This is a genomic window from Burkholderia sp. HI2500 (assembly GCF_002223055.1).
In the GTDB taxonomy this organism is placed as follows: domain Bacteria; phylum Pseudomonadota; class Gammaproteobacteria; order Burkholderiales; family Burkholderiaceae; genus Burkholderia.
Genome location: NZ_NKFL01000007.1, coordinates 1037964 through 1054347, shown reverse-complemented (window position 1 = coordinate 1054347; position 16384 = coordinate 1037964). Strand labels below are relative to the sequence as shown.

The 16384-nt window shown below is 65.4% G+C and carries 16 protein-coding genes; 11 read left to right on the top strand and 5 right to left on the bottom strand.

Annotated elements, in window-relative coordinates; translation table 11 throughout:
- Positions 1-111: 111 nt before the first annotated feature.
- Positions 112-582, bottom strand: coding sequence for a LysR substrate-binding domain-containing protein (locus CFB45_RS36755; RefSeq protein ID WP_089429966.1), 471 nt, complete (start codon positions 580-582; stop codon positions 112-114).
- A 410-nt stretch (positions 583-992) separates the two neighbouring features.
- On the opposite strand from CFB45_RS36755, the gene CFB45_RS36745 reads away from it, so the two are divergent.
- The 6 genes from CFB45_RS36745 to CFB45_RS36725 all read left to right on the top strand — a co-directional run bounded on the left by CFB45_RS36745 (position 993) and on the right by CFB45_RS36725 (position 5534).
- Positions 993-2033, top strand: a complete 1041-nt coding sequence (locus CFB45_RS36745; RefSeq protein WP_373558438.1) for a polysaccharide deacetylase family protein — start codon at positions 993-995, stop codon at positions 2031-2033.
- A 75-nt stretch (positions 2034-2108) separates the two neighbouring features.
- Entirely contained in the window at positions 2109-2408 is a 300-nt protein-coding gene (locus CFB45_RS39875; RefSeq protein ID WP_089429963.1) for a LysR substrate-binding domain-containing protein, read from the top strand.
- Positions 2311-2523 carry a hypothetical protein gene (locus CFB45_RS38835; protein ID WP_144025274.1) on the top strand — a complete coding sequence of 71 codons (213 nt, stop codon included), beginning with the start codon at positions 2311-2313 and terminating at the stop codon, positions 2521-2523. Before CFB45_RS39875 ends, CFB45_RS38835 begins: the two co-directional genes overlap by 98 nt.
- A 152-nt stretch (positions 2524-2675) precedes the next feature.
- Entirely contained in the window at positions 2676-3857 is a 1182-nt protein-coding gene (locus CFB45_RS36735; protein ID WP_089429962.1) for an MFS transporter, read from the top strand.
- Positions 3858-3929: 72 nt separating this feature from the next.
- The gene (locus CFB45_RS36730) at positions 3930-4487 is read left to right on the top strand and encodes an ester cyclase (protein ID WP_089429961.1); all 558 of its coding nucleotides are present in this window, start codon (positions 3930-3932) and stop codon (positions 4485-4487) included.
- Between the two features lie 123 nt (positions 4488-4610).
- Positions 4611-5534: a LysR family transcriptional regulator gene (locus CFB45_RS36725; RefSeq protein ID WP_089429960.1), complete on the top strand. Its 924-nt coding sequence runs from the start codon at positions 4611-4613 to the stop codon at positions 5532-5534.
- Positions 5535-5916: 382 nt separating this feature from the next.
- Here CFB45_RS36725 and CFB45_RS36720 read toward each other — a convergent pair whose 3' ends face one another.
- Positions 5917-6189, bottom strand: coding sequence for a hypothetical protein (locus tag CFB45_RS36720; RefSeq protein WP_089429959.1), 273 nt, complete (start codon positions 6187-6189; stop codon positions 5917-5919).
- 660 nt (positions 6190-6849) lie between these two features.
- Between CFB45_RS36720 and CFB45_RS36715 the strand changes: the two genes are divergently transcribed.
- The 5 genes from CFB45_RS36715 to CFB45_RS36690 all read left to right on the top strand — a co-directional run bounded on the left by CFB45_RS36715 (position 6850) and on the right by CFB45_RS36690 (position 11824).
- A complete protein-coding gene (locus tag CFB45_RS36715; protein ID WP_089429958.1) occupies positions 6850-7422 on the top strand; it encodes a plasmid fertility inhibition factor family protein in 573 nt (190 codons plus the stop codon).
- Positions 7423-7687: 265 nt separating this feature from the next.
- On the top strand, positions 7688-9037 hold the full coding sequence (locus CFB45_RS36710; RefSeq protein ID WP_089429957.1) for a reverse transcriptase family protein: 1350 nt from the start codon (positions 7688-7690) through the stop codon (positions 9035-9037).
- 314 nt (positions 9038-9351) lie between these two features.
- On the top strand, positions 9352-9681 hold the full coding sequence (locus CFB45_RS36700; RefSeq protein ID WP_089429956.1) for an H-NS histone family protein: 330 nt from the start codon (positions 9352-9354) through the stop codon (positions 9679-9681).
- A gap of 299 nt (positions 9682-9980) precedes the next feature.
- The gene (locus tag CFB45_RS36695; protein WP_089429955.1) at positions 9981-11228 is read left to right on the top strand and encodes an MFS transporter; all 1248 of its coding nucleotides are present in this window, start codon (positions 9981-9983) and stop codon (positions 11226-11228) included.
- Positions 11229-11272: 44 nt separating this feature from the next.
- The gene (locus CFB45_RS36690) at positions 11273-11824 is read left to right on the top strand and encodes an LOG family protein (protein WP_179255149.1); all 552 of its coding nucleotides are present in this window, start codon (positions 11273-11275) and stop codon (positions 11822-11824) included.
- Positions 11825-11972: 148 nt separating this feature from the next.
- On the opposite strand, the gene CFB45_RS36685 is transcribed toward CFB45_RS36690, so the two are convergent.
- From CFB45_RS36685 to CFB45_RS36675, 3 genes are all read right to left on the bottom strand, one after another.
- Positions 11973-13082, bottom strand: coding sequence for a polyamine ABC transporter substrate-binding protein (locus CFB45_RS36685; RefSeq protein ID WP_089430153.1), 1110 nt, complete (start codon positions 13080-13082; stop codon positions 11973-11975).
- Positions 13083-13323: 241 nt separating this feature from the next.
- On the bottom strand, positions 13324-13545 hold the full coding sequence (locus tag CFB45_RS39725; RefSeq protein ID WP_089429953.1) for a hypothetical protein: 222 nt from the start codon (positions 13543-13545) through the stop codon (positions 13324-13326).
- A gap of 407 nt (positions 13546-13952) precedes the next feature.
- On the bottom strand, positions 13953-16364 hold the full coding sequence (locus CFB45_RS36675; RefSeq protein ID WP_089429952.1) for a hypothetical protein: 2412 nt from the start codon (positions 16362-16364) through the stop codon (positions 13953-13955).
- Positions 16365-16384 lie beyond the last annotated feature (20 nt).

Here is a 16384-nt window from a genome sequence, read left to right as displayed (position 1 = left end):
CGTGCCCGAATTCCGCGTGCCGTGTGCGGCGCCGGATGATCCCGGGTGCACGGGCGAGCATGAGCGTCTGCGCCGCCTCCGTTTCGGGGCGCACGCGTATTCAGGATGCCGTTAGCGCTTTCTGGTGCCCGCAGGCCGCGATGGCTCCGATGTGCGTACCGAATCGTTGTCCGGCATGTCGAGGCCGGACGAGCGGATCGTTCGCGACAGCACTTCTACAAAACGCTCCTTGGCAGGCGTGAAGGTCTTGCCGCGACGCCAGCGCGCCGCGGTGATGCGCGACAGGCCATCGTCCGCGATCGTCGTCGCCACTTCCCGCAGGCTGGCGGTCTTCCGGACCTTGCGACTGGCGGATCGACGCACCCGCGCCAGCCGTTCGATGCACAACGTTCTCTGCTGGACGTCCGCATGCGACAGATGGGAGAGCGACACGCCGACGTCCAGTTCATTTTCCACCAGCCCCTGATCGATCGCCGCAGCCGGGAGTGCTTGAACGGACACGTACAACTGCGGGTGTCGTGAGAGCAGGGCCGATATCGTCGGCATGACGAGCGATCGTGCGTACGTGTCGATCGCACCGATTGCCGCTTTTCCGGCACCTGCCGACCATGAGAATGACCGGCGCGGCCGCGGCGGCGGGGATCGCGACGATCAATTGCTTCGGAAACCTGACGGGTTTTGCGGGGCCGATCGTGTTCGGATGGTTGAAGGATCGCCATCACGATGCGATGGCGATCACCGTCGTTTATCGAAGGGTATCGACGCATTGAAGCGCGGTAGGCCGAGCGGGCTTGCCATATCCGGATGGAACACCGATTTTTTGGCCTGGATTGAAAGTCTATTCATTTCAAAGCCCATTTTCAAAGCGGGACCGTTTTCCGAAAATGGGTTGTACGCGCACCAATCTGCGTGACATTCCATACCCGTTCATCATGCATCGCGTTGCGGTGCGAGCGACGCGCTTGCGCGTCATGAGGAGATTGTCCATGGCAATTCAAATCGATCACGTGGATCGCGATCCGGCCGAGCAGGCACCCGATCAACCGACGCGCCGTTCCTTCCTGACCCAGGCCGGAATCGGCGCGGGCGCGTTCGCCGTCGGTGCGATGCTTCAATCCCCCCAGGCCGGTGCGCAAACGGGCAGCCCCCGATCGATCCCGGTAGCCGCGCCCGTGCAGGGTGAATTCTGGCCGAACGGTGCACGGCTGGTCATTTCGATCTCGATGCAGTTCGAGGCGGGCGGACAGCCGCCAAAGGGCGCCGACAATCCGTTTCCGAAAGTCGATTTCCCGGCGAGCGTGCCCGCCGATCTTGCCGCGCAAGCATGGTTTGCGTACGGGTATCGCGAGGGCATTCCCCGAATGCTGGATCTGTGGGATCGGCATGACGTGAAGGTGACGAGTCACATGATCGGCGAGGCGGCGAAGCGGCATCCGCAGGTGGCGCGCGAAATCGTGGCGCGCGGCCACGAAGCGTCGGGCCATGGGCCGACGTGGAACTCGCAGTATGCGATGTCGCGACCGCAGGAACGCGAGTTTCTGATCCAGGCGCGATCGATGGTGGAGGAGGTGACGGGCCAACGTCCGATCGGCTACAACGCGAACTGGCTGCGACGCGGGCCGAACACGCTGTCGCTGCTGCAGGAGCTGGGCTACGTGTATCACATCGATGATACGAGCCGCGACGAGCCGTTCATCGAAAAGGTCAACGGCAAGGATTTCGTCGTGATTCCGTATACGCTGCGCAATAACGACATCCTGCTGGTGGAGGGCCGGAATTACTCGCCGGACAAGTTCCTCGAACAGATCAAGTTCGATTTTGATCAGTTGTACGAGGAAGCGGGTACGCGTCGGCGCATGATGTCGATCAGCGCGCATGACCGTATCAGCGGCACGCCGCAGATGACGCGTGCATGGGACGCGTTCCTGCGTCATGCAAAGAGCCATCCCGGCGTTGCGTTCATGCGCAAGGACGACATTGCGCGGTTCGTGCTGCAAAGCCCGATTACGGTGCGCGAAAGCGAGACGATCTAGCGGGCTGCCCGAGCGCCTTCGCACCGGTGCGATCGTGCGAAGGCGCTCGACGACGCTTCGCTTGTCTCCCGTCGCATCGGCGAAGCGGCGCTGATCCTGTGCGCGCATCCGGATTCCCTGGCGGCCAATCCGACGATTCGTTCGGTTGGCGATTTGCGAAAGCATCGCCTCATTGCGTTTCGCATACCAATCACGGGCCGTGATCGGCCAATCGAGTTCGTCGAACACGGGCGAACGGTCACGCTGACCATCGAGGCCCGCTTCCGCATCAACCACGGTGAAGCGCTCGTCGAAGCCGCCGCGCTTGGCGCGGGCCTCGCACAAGTTCCCCGCGTTTCTCGCCAAACTCCACCTGCGCAGCGGCACGCTCGTTGAAGTGTTGCCGACCCGTCGCCCCGCGCCGCTGCCCGTCAATCTCGTGATGCCTGGCTCGCGTACGAGGCCTGCTCGCGTGCGCGCGCTGATCGGCGCGTTGACCGGCGACGAATGATGGAGTGCTGATCAAGCACGCGCCGCCCCTTGCGTTGATTTTCTTGTCTGGCTTGAAAATGATTCAAGACGGAGGCCAATTATCAATCCGCACGGTGGCAAGCAGAATCGCTGCACATCCCCTGCGGCTCTGCCGCTTTCCCGGAGACAGCCATGCCACTTCCCATTCTCGCGCTGGCCCTGAGCGCTTTTGCGATCGGCACCACGGAATTCGTCATCATGGGCATCCTGCCCGATGTCGCGCAGTCGCTTTCCGTTTCCATCCCGTCGGCGGGGCTGCTCGTGAGCGGCTATGCGCTGGGCGTCGCCGTGGGCGCGCCGCTGCTCGCCGTCCTCACGAGCCGGATGCCGCGCAAGTGGGCGCTTCTGCTGCTGATGGGAATCTTCATCGTCGGCAATGTTCTGTGCGCGGTCGCGCCGGGCTACACGAGCCTCATGATCGCCCGCGTCGTCACGTCGTTCGCGCATGGCTCGTTCTTCGGCATCGGGTCGGTCGTTGCCGCGTCGCTCGTGTCGCAGGACAAGCGCGCGAGCGCCGTCGCATTGATGTTTACCGGTCTTGCGCTCGCCAACGTGCTCGGCGTGCCGCTCGGCACCTTCATCGGCCAGATGCTCGGCTGGCGTGCCGCATTCTGGTCCGTCGCCGGCGCAGGCGTGCTCGCCGCGCTGGCCCTCGTGACGCTCGTGCCGAACACGCGCGAAGCGCAACCCGCGAGCCTTGCGCACGAAGTAGGCGTGCTCAAGCACCCGCAGGTTTGGCTCGCACTGTTGATGACCGTGCTCGGCTTTGGCGGCATGTTCGTGGTGTTCACCTACATCACCCCCGTGCTCGAACAGGCGAGCGGATTCGCGCCGAGCGGCGTGACGAAGATTCTCGTGCTGTTCGGCATCGGTCTGGCCATCGGCAATGCGCTCGGCGGCAAGCTTGCTGATCGCGGCGTGATGCGGGCGCTGACGGGCGTGTTCGTCGTGCTGGTCGCGATCATGGTGGTGTTCAGTCGCACCATGCATCACCCCGTGGCATCGGTCCTGACGATTTTCGTCTGGGGCGTCGCGGCATTTGCGACGGTCCCGGGCCTGCAGATGCGCGTGCTGAGCAAGGCCGCGAGCGCACCGAACCTCGCATCGACGCTCAACATCGGCGCATTCAACGTGGGGAATGCGATGGGGGCATGGCTCGGCGGCATGGCGCTTTCGCACGGGCAGGCACTCGACACGCTGCCGCTCGTGGCCGCCGCGTTGACGCTGATGGCGATTGCGGTGACCGCTTTCGCGTCCCGGCTTGATCGACGCGAGACCGCACAAGCGAATCGCACCGCCCGCTTTCCAGCCTGAATGACCCAAGTCGCACTACTGCCGGATTCAATCCGTTCATCGAGCATCGCGTACACACTCAAGGAGCCCGTCATGAAAACCCGCACCGTCCTTTCCGCCGTTTCCCGCATCGCGCTGGCCGCCGCCGCCGCTGCTGCCGCGTTGCCTGCCGTCGCCGCGACCGGCGACGATCTCGTGCAGCCGAAAACGCTGATCGTCGACAAGAACCTCTCGAAGCAGCAGGCCGAGCAACAGATTCGCGCGGCACGTCTTTACGACACCTTCTGGAGCACGGGCGACGAGGCCCAGGCCCGCGAGGCGCTGGCGGCCGATTTCACGGACCGCACCTTGCCCGCCGGTCGGCCGCAGGGCATCGCCGGGCCGCTGGCTGCATCGAAAGGCTTCCATCGCGCCGTGCCGGACGTCCACGCCGAAGTCGAACAGATGATCGTCGCCGGCGACCGCGTCGTCACCCATCTGCACTTCACCGGTCACTTCACCGGCACCTTCAACGGCGTGCAGGGGAAGGGGCAGGTAGTCGACTTCATCGCCACGGACATCTATCGCATTCGCGACGGCAAGATCACCGACAACTGGCATCTCGAAGACAACCTGACGTTCCTGCAACAGCTCGGCGTGGTCGCCAAGTAAGCGGGCCGGGGGCCGATCGTGCCAATCGGCCTTTTCTTCGTCCGTCCGCATCGCGTTACCATGCCCGGGCCTTCGCGGCGCATCGCGCGGCACGACCCAACACTCTTTTCGCGTGACGCGACCATGGACAATCTCGGTGACATTCGTCTTTTCGTCGAAGCAGCAGGCCAGGGCAGTCTTTCGGCGGCAGGCAGAAAGCTCGGACTGTCCCCTGCGGCGGCGAGCGCCCGGCTCGTCAAGCTCGAGGGAGAACTCCACACGCAGCTGTTCGAGCGTTCGACCCGCAAGCTGCGCCTCACGGATGAAGGTCGTCTGTATCTCGTCCATTGCCAGCATGCACTGCAAACGCTGGAAGATGCGCGCGCGGCGTTGCAGGCCGGACGTGCATCGGTGAGCGGGGCGTTGCGCGTATCGGCCACCTCCGATTTCGGGCGCACCGTGCTGCGTCGATGGCTCGACGAATTCAACGAACGCCATCCGAACGTCACACTGACGCTCGTGCTCTCGGATTCACTGTCACACCTGCTGCAGGACGACATCGATCTCGCGATCCGGTTCGGCGTGCCGGCGGACAGCGCGATGGTCGCCAAGCGCATGGCCGACAATCGCCGCGCGCTTTGCGCGTCGCCCGACTACATCGCCGAGCACGGCATGCCGAGCCATCCCGACGATTTGCGTGAGCATCGATGCATCGTCCTTTCTTCCGCGGCCGGCGCGGCGAACAACTGGCGTTTCGCGCGCGACGGGGAGACCGCGTCGTTCACCGCGCCGCTCGACCGTTCCCGTCAGACCAATGATGGTGCGCTTGCCCGCGAATGGGCGATCGAGGGGCGCGGGGTGGCCATGAAATCGATCTGGGACATCGGCGCCGATCTTCAGGCCGGGCGGCTCAAGCTGCTCCTGCAGGAGTGGCGCTGCCCGGACGTGCCGGTGAACGCGCTGTTTCAACGAACGCTTTATATGGCGCCACGCGTGCGCACCTTGCTCGACTTCCTCGAGCAGCGGTTCTCCGAGGCTTCCGACACGCTGGCGCCGTTTCTGCGGTAGTTTCCCGCGATCGCGGGCTTTCGGCGTTCGTCGGGGTGGCGCGTGAATACATTCGATTCGGCCCGGCCGCCTCTCGATTCTGCCCACGTTCGCGACATCGCGTTTTTGATTGCGGATGTCTGCATGCCGGGGATGTCCGGCATCGAGTTGCATGGTGAACTACGGGCCGGCGGGCGCCCGAGGTGGTCGGGATGAAAAATACCCGACAACGTTTGGCTTATAGCGGCAAGCACGGCTGCTCCATGGGGACCGGAACGGGAGGGGGCGGGCCGGGCGTCATGACGCGCAACGCCGACACCCCAGCCCGCGATGGCGCCGGATTCAGAATGTCAATCCAGCCCCGTGCTCGACGTATTGATGATCGTCGAGCGTTTAAGGTCGATTAACGAATGGCAAAGCGGGTTGCCGGCGAACCATTCGCGCAATTGTTTCCATAGATAAACAGATTTCTGTTTTCTGAATAGGCCTGGTAAATAATTGAATAAACTTCCTTCGCGCCGAACGAATAGACGCCGTCGTTAATGGTCACCAGCAGGTTGCCGGTGGTGTCGGTTTCGATCTTGTCGATTTTGCCGGCTTTGCAAAGCGCCTGCGCGGACGCGCACGTGGAGGCGAGCATCAGTGCTGAAAACAGCACGGTTGCAATCTTCTTCATGACTTTCCTTTGGTATTGAATGAATCGATGCGATCTGACGACGTCGGTCACGTCCGGGAAGACGTGACTGTCTTTCCGGATTGCTGATTCACAAATGTCTGGAAATCAACGGTGGCCTGATAAGGGGGAAACTCTGCGACCAAGCATGAATGAAGTAATTCATGCTGCGCCTCCGTATCTCGCTGATCTTTGAATCACGGTGTTGCGGCGCACAACAAAGATTATTTATTTGATTTTGAGGGCGCCAATCGTATTAATTTATCGTTAATCATATTCGATAATTTTGTTTGAATTTGATTTCATTGAATTCTGCGGGCTGTTGTTTTTGTTTTTTGATTGTTTCGATATTTAAATAATCGGCGACGAATATTGATTCGATGGTTGATGGTGTGGCGGGCATAGCGCATGGGCGTTCATGAGGGTTCCAGCATTCGAGCGTGCGGTTCTTCCAGTGTGCGAACTGCGCAGCGCACATCCGTCGATGCTGCAGTCGACGCCGGCCGAGTTGATTCTTGCCGACCCGGAAAGACGCTACACTGCGCCAGTTCCCGAACACACCGGGAGCGCCAGGACACCGGGCCCACGGATTGCAAACACGTGACGATGTAATCGCCCGCCCCCTGACGCATTCGAACAAATCACGAGAGAAATAGAGGGCCCATGCTGACACGTCTTCGTATCGGACTCGATCGCGCGCGCGACCTGCGCGAAGCGGGACGACCGTCTCCCATCCAGCCGCGGCCGCTGCCGAGCGAGCTGGTCGACCTGAGCGCGCAGCGCGCGACGTGGCGCGTGGTCGTTCCCGGCCAGGCGGACTGCTACATGGCGGCAACGCCCGCCGAAACGGAGCGCTTCGTCGTGCATCTCGACGCTCAAAAGTTCTACGGCCTGTGGCTCGGCACGAGCCCGGCGTTTCCGCAACTGAATTCGCAGGATTGCGTGCCGCGCCGCGTCATGCCGCTCGACAGCAAATACGCGTCGGCCGCCGCCGCGTTCCGGGCCGGCCGCCTCGAACCGGTGGCGCTGCCGCCGGTCGGCCACTGGCTCGAGGGAAGCGGGTACGAAGTCGCGATGAGCAACGGCATGACGCGCACCTTCTGGCTGCTCGCCAACCGCGTGCGGTCGTTTCCGGTCAGCGTCGACAACGCGACCTGGGCCACGATGCTGAACAACATGGCCGGCGTCGGCGTCCCGCCGATCGCGTACCGCGAGCTGTTTTCCCGGCACGCGTAGGTTGCGCGTCGCGATCCGGCGCGTCGCCGTGGCGCCGGATCGCCACCCGGTTTGACACGCCGCGTTCGCGGCCATTAAAGTCGCATCGCGGGCCGGTGGGTCAAGCACACGCCCGGAACAGGCAGCCGATGTTCCAGGACTACGGGGCTACCCCGTGGATGAGATTGACACCCCGATGCGTCGCAAGGAGCACGGTTGCGCGTTGCGCAACGCGACTCCTCGCAGCACCAGTCACGTTGGCTCATCGTCCCGCCTATCGATTCCCATGTCCGGCTCCCTGTTCGACACCACCCGCACGATTGCGGAAGCGATGCTGGCCGGCGAACCTGAACGCCCCGGCGTCCTGTCCCGGATGGCGGCCGTGCTCGGCGGCGCGCCACCGTGGACTCACGAAGTCGCGGATGCCGCGCTCGCACGCTTCGGTGCGCGCTGGGCCGACATCGACATCGATACGCTTGCGGCTGACCTCGCCGATGCGCCGGCTTTCGTGCGCGCGTGGTACGGCAGCGATCGGCCCGTCGCGATTCGCGTCGTACGGCGCCCGCTGGTCCAGCGGCCCTTGCCGGCGCCGCTCGCCGGCTGCGACGTGCCGCAATGGGCGACGCCCGGCGATCTGGCCGGCTGGCTCGGCGTGAGCGCGCCGGCGCTCGACTGGCTGTCCGACCAATGGCGCGTCGACGCGCGCAGCAGCGCCACGCCGTTGCATCACTACACGTACGTGGCGCACGACAAGCGCAGCGGCGGCAGCCGCCTCGTCGAAATCCCGAAAGGCCGGCTGCGCGAAGCGCAGCGCCGCATCCTGCACGGGCTGCTCGATCGCATCGCGCCGCACGGTGCGGTACACGGCTTTCGCAAGGGGCACGGGATCGTGTCGTTCGCGGCGCCCCATGCGGATCGCGACGTCGTCGTCCGTTTCGATCTCGCGGATTTCTTCGTATCGATACGCGCCGCCCGCGTGCACGCGCTGTTCGTCACGCTCGGGTACCCGGTCGAAGTCGCGCGCATGCTCACCGGGCTGTGCACCAACCGCGTGCCGTCCGCACGGCTGCTCGCGCCGGACCTGCGCGACCGGTTCGACTGGATCGGCCGCCAGCGTTATCGAGAGCGGCATCTGCCGCAGGGCGCGCCGACGTCGCCGGCGCTGGCGAACCTGAGCGCGTTCCGGTTCGACATGCGGCTCGCCGCGCTCGCGCGTTCGCTCGGTGCAACCTACACGCGCTATGCCGACGATCTCGCCTTCTCCGGCGGCGGCACGCTGGCGCGCGACGTCGAACGGCTGCAGATCCGGGTCGCCGCGATCGCGCTCGAGGAAGGCTTTGCGCTGCAACTGCGCAAGACGCGCGTGATGCGGCGCGGCACGCGGCAGCAACTGGCCGGCGTGGTCGTCAATCGTCATCCGAACCTGGCGCGCGATGCGTTCGATCTCCTGAAGGCCATCCTGACCAACTGCATCCGCAGCGGGCCGGCATCGCAGAATCGCGATGCGCATCCGGATTTCCGCGCGCATCTCGCCGGGCGCGTCGCGCATGCGGCCGCGCTGAACGCGGCGCGCGGCGCGAAGCTGCGCGCGCTGTTCGACCGGATCGCATGGGACGCCGGCGACATCGGCCTGTAATCGGACGTATCCGCATCGACGCCTTCTGTAATACGACGCCGAGCACTGCTATCATTCGCGCCATGCCGCGCCAGTGCCATGGTGCGGCGCTTACTTGCCGCAGCCGTTCGCCGTGCCTTCGTACACGGCGGGCTGCGCGTTGCCGGCCGGTCCTGTCTCATTGATTGACGCGCGGCGTCGTTTAGTGCGTATCGCGCAAGCCATGCCGGCTCAGGCAATCGATGCACCCATTTGACAGCCCCCATCGGCGGAACTTCGTGGTAGGTTCCGCCATCGGAGCTTTTTGCGAAAACATGCCCAAAGAGGATGAATACATGACCCAGGCCCTGCAGGAACTCGAAGCACAACTTCGGGACCTGAACATCAAGCTGTCGGATGCGAAGCAGAAGGAGAAGCAGGCCGCGCTCGCGGCATTCAAGGAACAGGTCGAGCTTTTGGGAATTTCGCAGCAGGAAGTGCTGAGCGCGCTCGGTTACATCGTCCAGCGAAAACGCAAGGCGCCTGCCAAGTACTACGATCCGACGACCGGCCGCTCGTGGTCGGGCCGCGGCCCGCGGCCGAAATGGCTCGAAGGCAAGGATCTCGATGCGCTCGCCGTCGACCGCGAGGCCAAGACCTGGTGGCCCGGAGACGATCAGGGCTGAAGCCGGCCCGGCCGCCAGGCCACCCGGCGCCGTCCGGTTCGCGCCAGCGGGCCGGACGGCAACACTCCGCCAGCATGCTGCTTTTCATTCGGTGTCCGGCCTGACCGCGGCATCGCCGGCTTCGCCGCCGACACCGGATCGCCGTTTTTCCCCTCCCGTTCATTGTCTGCAGATTTCCGCCACGCCGTCCCGCAAGCGGGCACCGACGCACGCGCGAACCATCGTCACCGGGCGGCTGCCGGCCCGTCGCTCACGGGCACAGGCTTTAAAATGTCGCCGGACAATCGTGGCAGGACACCATGGCAGCAAACATAGAATCTTCGACGCTCGACGGCCCGCCGGCCCCGCGCGTGGAGCAGGTCGGCGCGTACGCGTGGAAAGCGCTGGCCGGATCGGCGATCGGCTATGCGATGGACGGCTTCGACCTGCTGATCCTCGGCTTCATGCTGCCGGCGATCACGGCGGCGCTGCATCTGACGCCCGGGCAGGGCGGCGCGCTGGTCACGTGGACGCTGATCGGCGCCGTCGCGGGCGGCATCCTGTTCGGTGCATTGAGCGACCGGTACGGGCGGGTGCGCGTGCTGACCTGGACGATCCTGCTGTTCGCGGTCTTCACCGGGCTGTGTGCGTTCGCACAGGGCTTCGAGGATCTGCTCGTGTATCGCACCATCGCGGGCATCGGGCTCGGCGGCGAGTTCGGGATCGGCATGGCGCTCGCGGCGGAAGCGTGGCCGGCCAGCAAGCGCGCCCGCGTGTCGTGCTACGTCGCGCTCGGCTGGCAGGCCGGCGTGCTGCTGGCCGCCTTGCTGACGCCGTTCCTGCTGCAGCACATCGGCTGGCGCGGGATGTTCGTGGTCGGCGTGCTGCCCGCGCTGCTCGCCTGGGCGATGCGCAACCGGCTGCACGAGCCTGAAGCGTTCGTGCAGCGCGCAGCGCAGCCGAAGGCCAACGCATTCCGCCTGCTCGTCGCGGACGGCCGCACCACGCGCACGAGCGTCGGCATCGTGATCCTGTGTTCGGTCCAGAACTTCGGCTACTACGGGATCATGATCTGGCTGCCGACCTTCCTGTCGAAACAGATGGGCTTCTCGCTGACGAAGTCGGGGCTGTGGACGGCGGCGACGGTCGTCGGGATGATGATCGGCGTCTGGGTGTTCGGGCAGCTGGCGGACCGCATCGGGCGCAAGCCGACGTTCCTGCTGTACCAGCTCGGCGCGGTCGTGACGGTCCTCGCGTATGCGCGGCTGTCGGACCCGACCGCGATGCTGTGGGCCGGTGCGCTGATGGGCATGTTCGTCAACGGGATGGTCGGCGGCTACGGGACGCTGATGTCGGAAGGCTATCCGACGGCCGCACGCGCCACCGCGCAGAACGTGCTGTGGAATATCGGCCGCGCGGTCGGCGGCTTCGGCCCGGTCGCGGTCGGCGCGCTGGCCGCGCACTACTCGTTCCAGACGGCCATCGCGCTGCTCGCCGGCCTCTACGTGCTCGACATGGTCGCGACGCTGTGCCTGATTCCCGAGCTCAAGGGCGTCGAGCTCGAATGAGCGCGGCCATCGCGCACCATCCAACGACCTCACTCGTAACCACGATGCAACAGAAGAACAAGACGATCGGCGTGATGGGCTCGGGCAAGGAGCCGTGGCTCGCGTTTTCGGAGCCGCTCGGCACCTGGCTCGCGCAGGCCGGTTTCAACCTGCTGACGGGCGGCGGGCAGGGCGTGATGCTGGCGGTCGCACGTGCGTTCGCCGGCGTGCCGGGGCGGGCCGGCCGGTCGATCGGCATCCTGCCGACGCAAGCCGATCCGCTCGCGGGCTTCGTGCCGCTCGACGGCTATCCGCATCCGTTCGTCGACATCCCGATCCTCACGCCGCTGCCGCGCCGCGAGCCGGACGCCGCCCCGGATACGATCAACCGCAACTATGTGAACGTGCTGAGCAGCGACCTCATCGTCGCGCTGCCGGGCGGGCCCGGCACGGCCGAGGAGATCGCGCTCGCGCGGCGCTGGCGCAAGCCGCTCATCTGCTTCGGGCCGGACGGTGCGTTTCGCGAGCTTGCGGCGGGGGCCACGTGCACGTCGTCGTTCGACGACGTGATCCGCTTCGTGGAACACGCGTTTTCGGCGGAGCCGGCGCTTCGATAATTCGCGCGGCCGGTTCGGCTACGGTCGTTGCGATGCTCGCGTGGCAGGGTCGGCGCCTCGGTACGCGAGGTCACCGGTTCCGATGCGACCACGTGCCGCCGGCGCGAGCAAGCCGCCGGCGGCACGATTCGTTACCGCGGCGCGCGGTTCAGCGCCCCGTCTTCAACTGCGCCCACAGCCGGTTCTGCAGCCGGCGAATTTCCGGCGGCATCGGCTTGAGCAGCGTCATCTTGCTCAGCACCTCGTCGGGCGGATACACCGACGTATCGCGCGCGATCGCGGGCTTCACGTACTGGCGCGCGGCCTTGTTCGCGGTCGGATAGAACACCGCGTTGGTGATGCCGGCGTTGACCTTCGGATCCTGCACGTAGTTGATCCACTTCAATGCGGCGTCGCGATTCGGCGCGTCCTTCGGGATCACCATCATGTCGAACCACAGCAGCCCGCCTTCCTTCGGGTTCGCGAAGCCGATCTCGTACGGGCGCTTCGCTTCGGCGGCGCGACGGTGCGCGATGCCGACGTCGCCCGAATAGCCGAACGCCACGCACAGGTCGTTGTTCGCGAGATCGTTGATGTAGCCCGACGAGTTGAACTGCGTGATGTACGGGCGCACCTTCTTCAGCACCTCGTACGCGGCGCGGTAGTCGGCCGGGTTCGTGCTGTTCGGATCCTTGCCCATGTACTGCAGCGTGGCCGCGAACACGTCGACGGCCTGGTCGAGGAACGACACGCCGCAGCTTTTCAGCTTCGCCATGTTGGCCGGGTCGAACACCAGCGCCCAGCTGTCGACCGGTGCCTTGTCGCCGAGCACCTTTTTCACGGCCTGCACGTTGTAGCCGATGCCGTCGGTGCCGTACGCCCACGGCACGCCGTACCGGTTGCCCGGATCGGCATCGGCGACCATCTTCATCAGCAACGGATCGAGGTTCGTGAGGTTCGGCAGCTTCGACTTGTCGAGCGGCTGGTAGACGCTCGCCTGGATCTGCTTGGCCATGTAGTTCGACGTCGGCACGACGATGTCGTAGCCGGAATTCCCCGACATCAGTTTTGCCTGCAGCGTGTCGTCGCTGTCGTAGTTGTCGTAGCGGACGTGCAGGCCCGTCTGCTTCTGGAAGGTCGGGATCGTGTCCGGCGCGATGTAGTCGGACCAGTTGTAGATGTTCAGTTCGCCGGCCGCGTGGGCGGTCGTGCCGGCAGCCGCGGCGGCCGACAGGATGGCGGCGGTTGCAACGGCGCGGCGAAGCGTGCGGATTCGCATGACGGAGTCTTCCATTTCGGTGCGCGTGGTGAGCCGCAAGGCGCGGGTCGTGGCGCGATGGTTCATCGGATGAAGCAGACGTGCGTGACCGCCGCGCGTGGCGAGCGAGCGTGGTGCACGGCGATCAGGAGTCCGTTCGATCAGGAGCCGGCTTGCACGGAAACGCAGTGCGAGCCGATCCCGTCACCGGTCGGGTGACACGGCGAGTGGGTCGAACGGAGTCAGGAAAAGAGGCGGGGCGCTAAGGCAGCAGCGATGCCACGTCGTCGGTATGGATCGCGACGTACGCACGCGCGGCGACGGCGTTGTGGCGGCGAACGGAGCGGCGGGACAGGATGGTGTAGATCGACAGAGGCAGGCAAGGGCTTTGCCCGCCGTCACTGTCGTCGGAGGACGCGATCGCGGCGCGCAGGTTTCGCGCATCGCCTCGTCTCCACCGCACCAGCGGGCCACGGAATCTCACGATTACTCTCGACCGGGTTGTTGAAAGTATTGAACACCTGACGATGCGCCGGAGGCTGCCGTTTCAGGTTTCGGTCATCGCATGTGCCGCGCGGCGGCATCGGTTGCGTGACGCGAATTGAAAGCTTGGCGGACACCTGAATCGCCGAAACATGACGCTTCCATGAATCATCAGGTAAATCGCTGTAAGGATGTCTCCGGATTTTCCCTAGGCGTTCGAAGGCCGATGAATGCGTCCGGGTGTGGTGGCGATGGTGGGTGAACGGCGCGCGTGAGGCCGCTTTGCCGGTCGAGACAGGCTCGAAGTGATGAGAATATTCGACGGTTTGCAGCCGCGATCGTCACCGGGCGAGCGTCGGAAAGACCGTCGCAAGCGCCCGGTGACAAGGTGGGTCGAGTCGGACGCGCTCAATCGTCGAACGTAATGAACTGCGCCGAAGACCAGACCTTCGCATCATCGCGTTGCCGCCCGAAGAAGTACACGGGGCGGTGGCCGAACGAGGCGTTGGACGGGGCGATCTCGATGCTTCCCGAGAGGTCGGTCGGCAACGTCTGCTCAGTCAGCCGTTCGATGGCGAGAAACAGCTCGGTGCCACCGAGCTGGTGCGTCGCGGAGCCGGCTGCCAGCAGATCCGCGCCACGAATCTCATGACGGAACGTCGGCGCATGCGCAAACGGATTGCCGGCCAGGGGATCGCCGACCTTGACGAAACCGTCGATGGTGCCTTCGACGACGATCGTGGCATGGGCCAGGCCGCCCACTTCAATCTCGACGCTGTCGGCATCGCCGTACGTATCGCTTGCGAAGCCAATGTCGGTCGTCCCGGAACGCCAGGCCGCCTCCTCGAGGTGTTCGAAGCCGTTTGACCTGAAATTGTGGATCGTGCCGTTCAGCACACGAATCGTGCCGCGCCAGGAGGCCCAGCGATAGCGATCGCGAATGCGTGCACCTCCCCAGCGAACCCGGATGTGCCGCTGCGCGTATCCCAGCTCCGCGTGAAGATCGCGCTCCCAGATCACGCCGGTATGGTCGTAGGCCGCCACGTATTCCCAGCCTGCATTGCCGAGCAGGCGGTAATCGAGCGTGGCTGGCCCGCGATGCCGGAACGCGTCGCCTTGCCGGTATTCGCCGCATTGAACGAGCAGTGCGGTGTGCTCTCCCGTCGTCGCCCACGTATGACGGGCGCGAAGCGCTTCGCCGACGCTGCGGCGGTCGAGGGATTCGGCCAGCACGCCGGTCAGGCCGCCACGCACGCCGAACACCTGCACGCCGGGCGCGCCACCGCCGGGCCGGCCGCGATGCTCGTCGCCGCTGGCCGCCACGCCGAGCCGATAGCCGCGCGCGATCACGTCCTGGTAAAGCCAGCCGAAGTGCCCCCACGACGACGCGATCTCGACGAGCCGTTCGAGCTCGGGATGGTGCCAGTCGGGGATATAGCGGCGGCCACCGACGTGCGGCATCACCAGATGATGCGCGGCATCGTCCGCATACGCATCCCACAGTTCCTCGACGGGCCAGCGGCCGAGCTCGACCGCATTGCCCTTCATGTCCTCGTTCCAGACCAGCGTGCGGTTGTGCTCGCCGCGCGCGTTGTACGGGAAATCCGGCCGCGCGTCGCCGAGAAATACGACATTGTGGTCGCCGCCCGCGGTCGAGCTGCCGCACCATTCCTGCACCGGATAGACGACGAAGCGGCCCGGGTCGTTGAACTGCTCGACCGCATCCACCCCGAGTTGCCAGTTCTCGTCGGTGATCTGGAAATCGTTCGCCGTATAGCCGAGCACGTCGATGCCGCCGATGTCGCGTGCGTAGCGCGCGTTGTACGCCGGGCTGTTGGTGCCGACCGTATCGTGGGCGTGGACGTGCAGGTCGGCGTACCACGCACGGGGCGCAGGCAGCGACGCGTCGCTCGTGAGCCACGCTTCGGCCGCGCGCACGTCCGGGCGGGCGGGGATGTCGGCCACGATGCGCAGCGTGCCGGCATCGACCGGCAGGTCGTCGACCGCGCAGGTCGCGAGCCCGGCATCGGGCAGCGCGTGCTCGCGTCGGTAGACGGCTTCGCCGCGTGCGTCGTATGCGACGACGCGCGCGGTGCCGCCTGCGTCTCGGCACGCATTGCCCCAGCGGTCCTGCAGCGATAGCCGGAAGGGCGCGCGCGTGCCGGGCCGCACGAAGCGCGGGCCGTTCAGGAGTACGTCGGAAGGTGCGCCGGCACGGATGTCGATCGAGATGTCTCCGGGCACGGCGACGAAGCGCGACGTACCGAGCGGATCGACGTAGAGCCGGAACCGGAAGTTGTCCTCGGCGAAGGTCTGCACGCGCGTGCCGGGGCCGCGACGGCGATCGCCGAGTCGGATCACGATCCGGTCGCCGGCGTTCACGTAACCGTCGACGACGTCGACGATCACGGCTTTCTGGAACGGCCGCTCGTGTCCCTTCTGGTCGAAGCGCACGTTCAGCGCCTGCACGGTGGCCGGGCTCTGGCCCGGCACGGGCGATGCGGCATGGTATTCGGCACTGATGTAGTTGGCGGCGCCCGGATCGCTGGTCTGGAACAGCGCCCAATCCGAATAGAACTTGAAGGTGGCCTTCAGCCAGCCACCGTCGGCGATGCCCGACGAGCCGACTTCGTAGTCGAGCACGATCTCGCTCCATGCGCCGGCTTCGAGCTGTGCAACGTTGCAGCGCACGCGTCCGGCGAACGGCAGGCGTTTGTGGCGCTCATACAGGCCTTCGGGCGCGACGTGCGGGCCCAGGCGGTCGCGCAGCGCGGCGGCGAGGGCATCGACGGTATCGAGGGCGTCGTTGGATTCGTTCATGGTCAATCCGGAAGAAATGG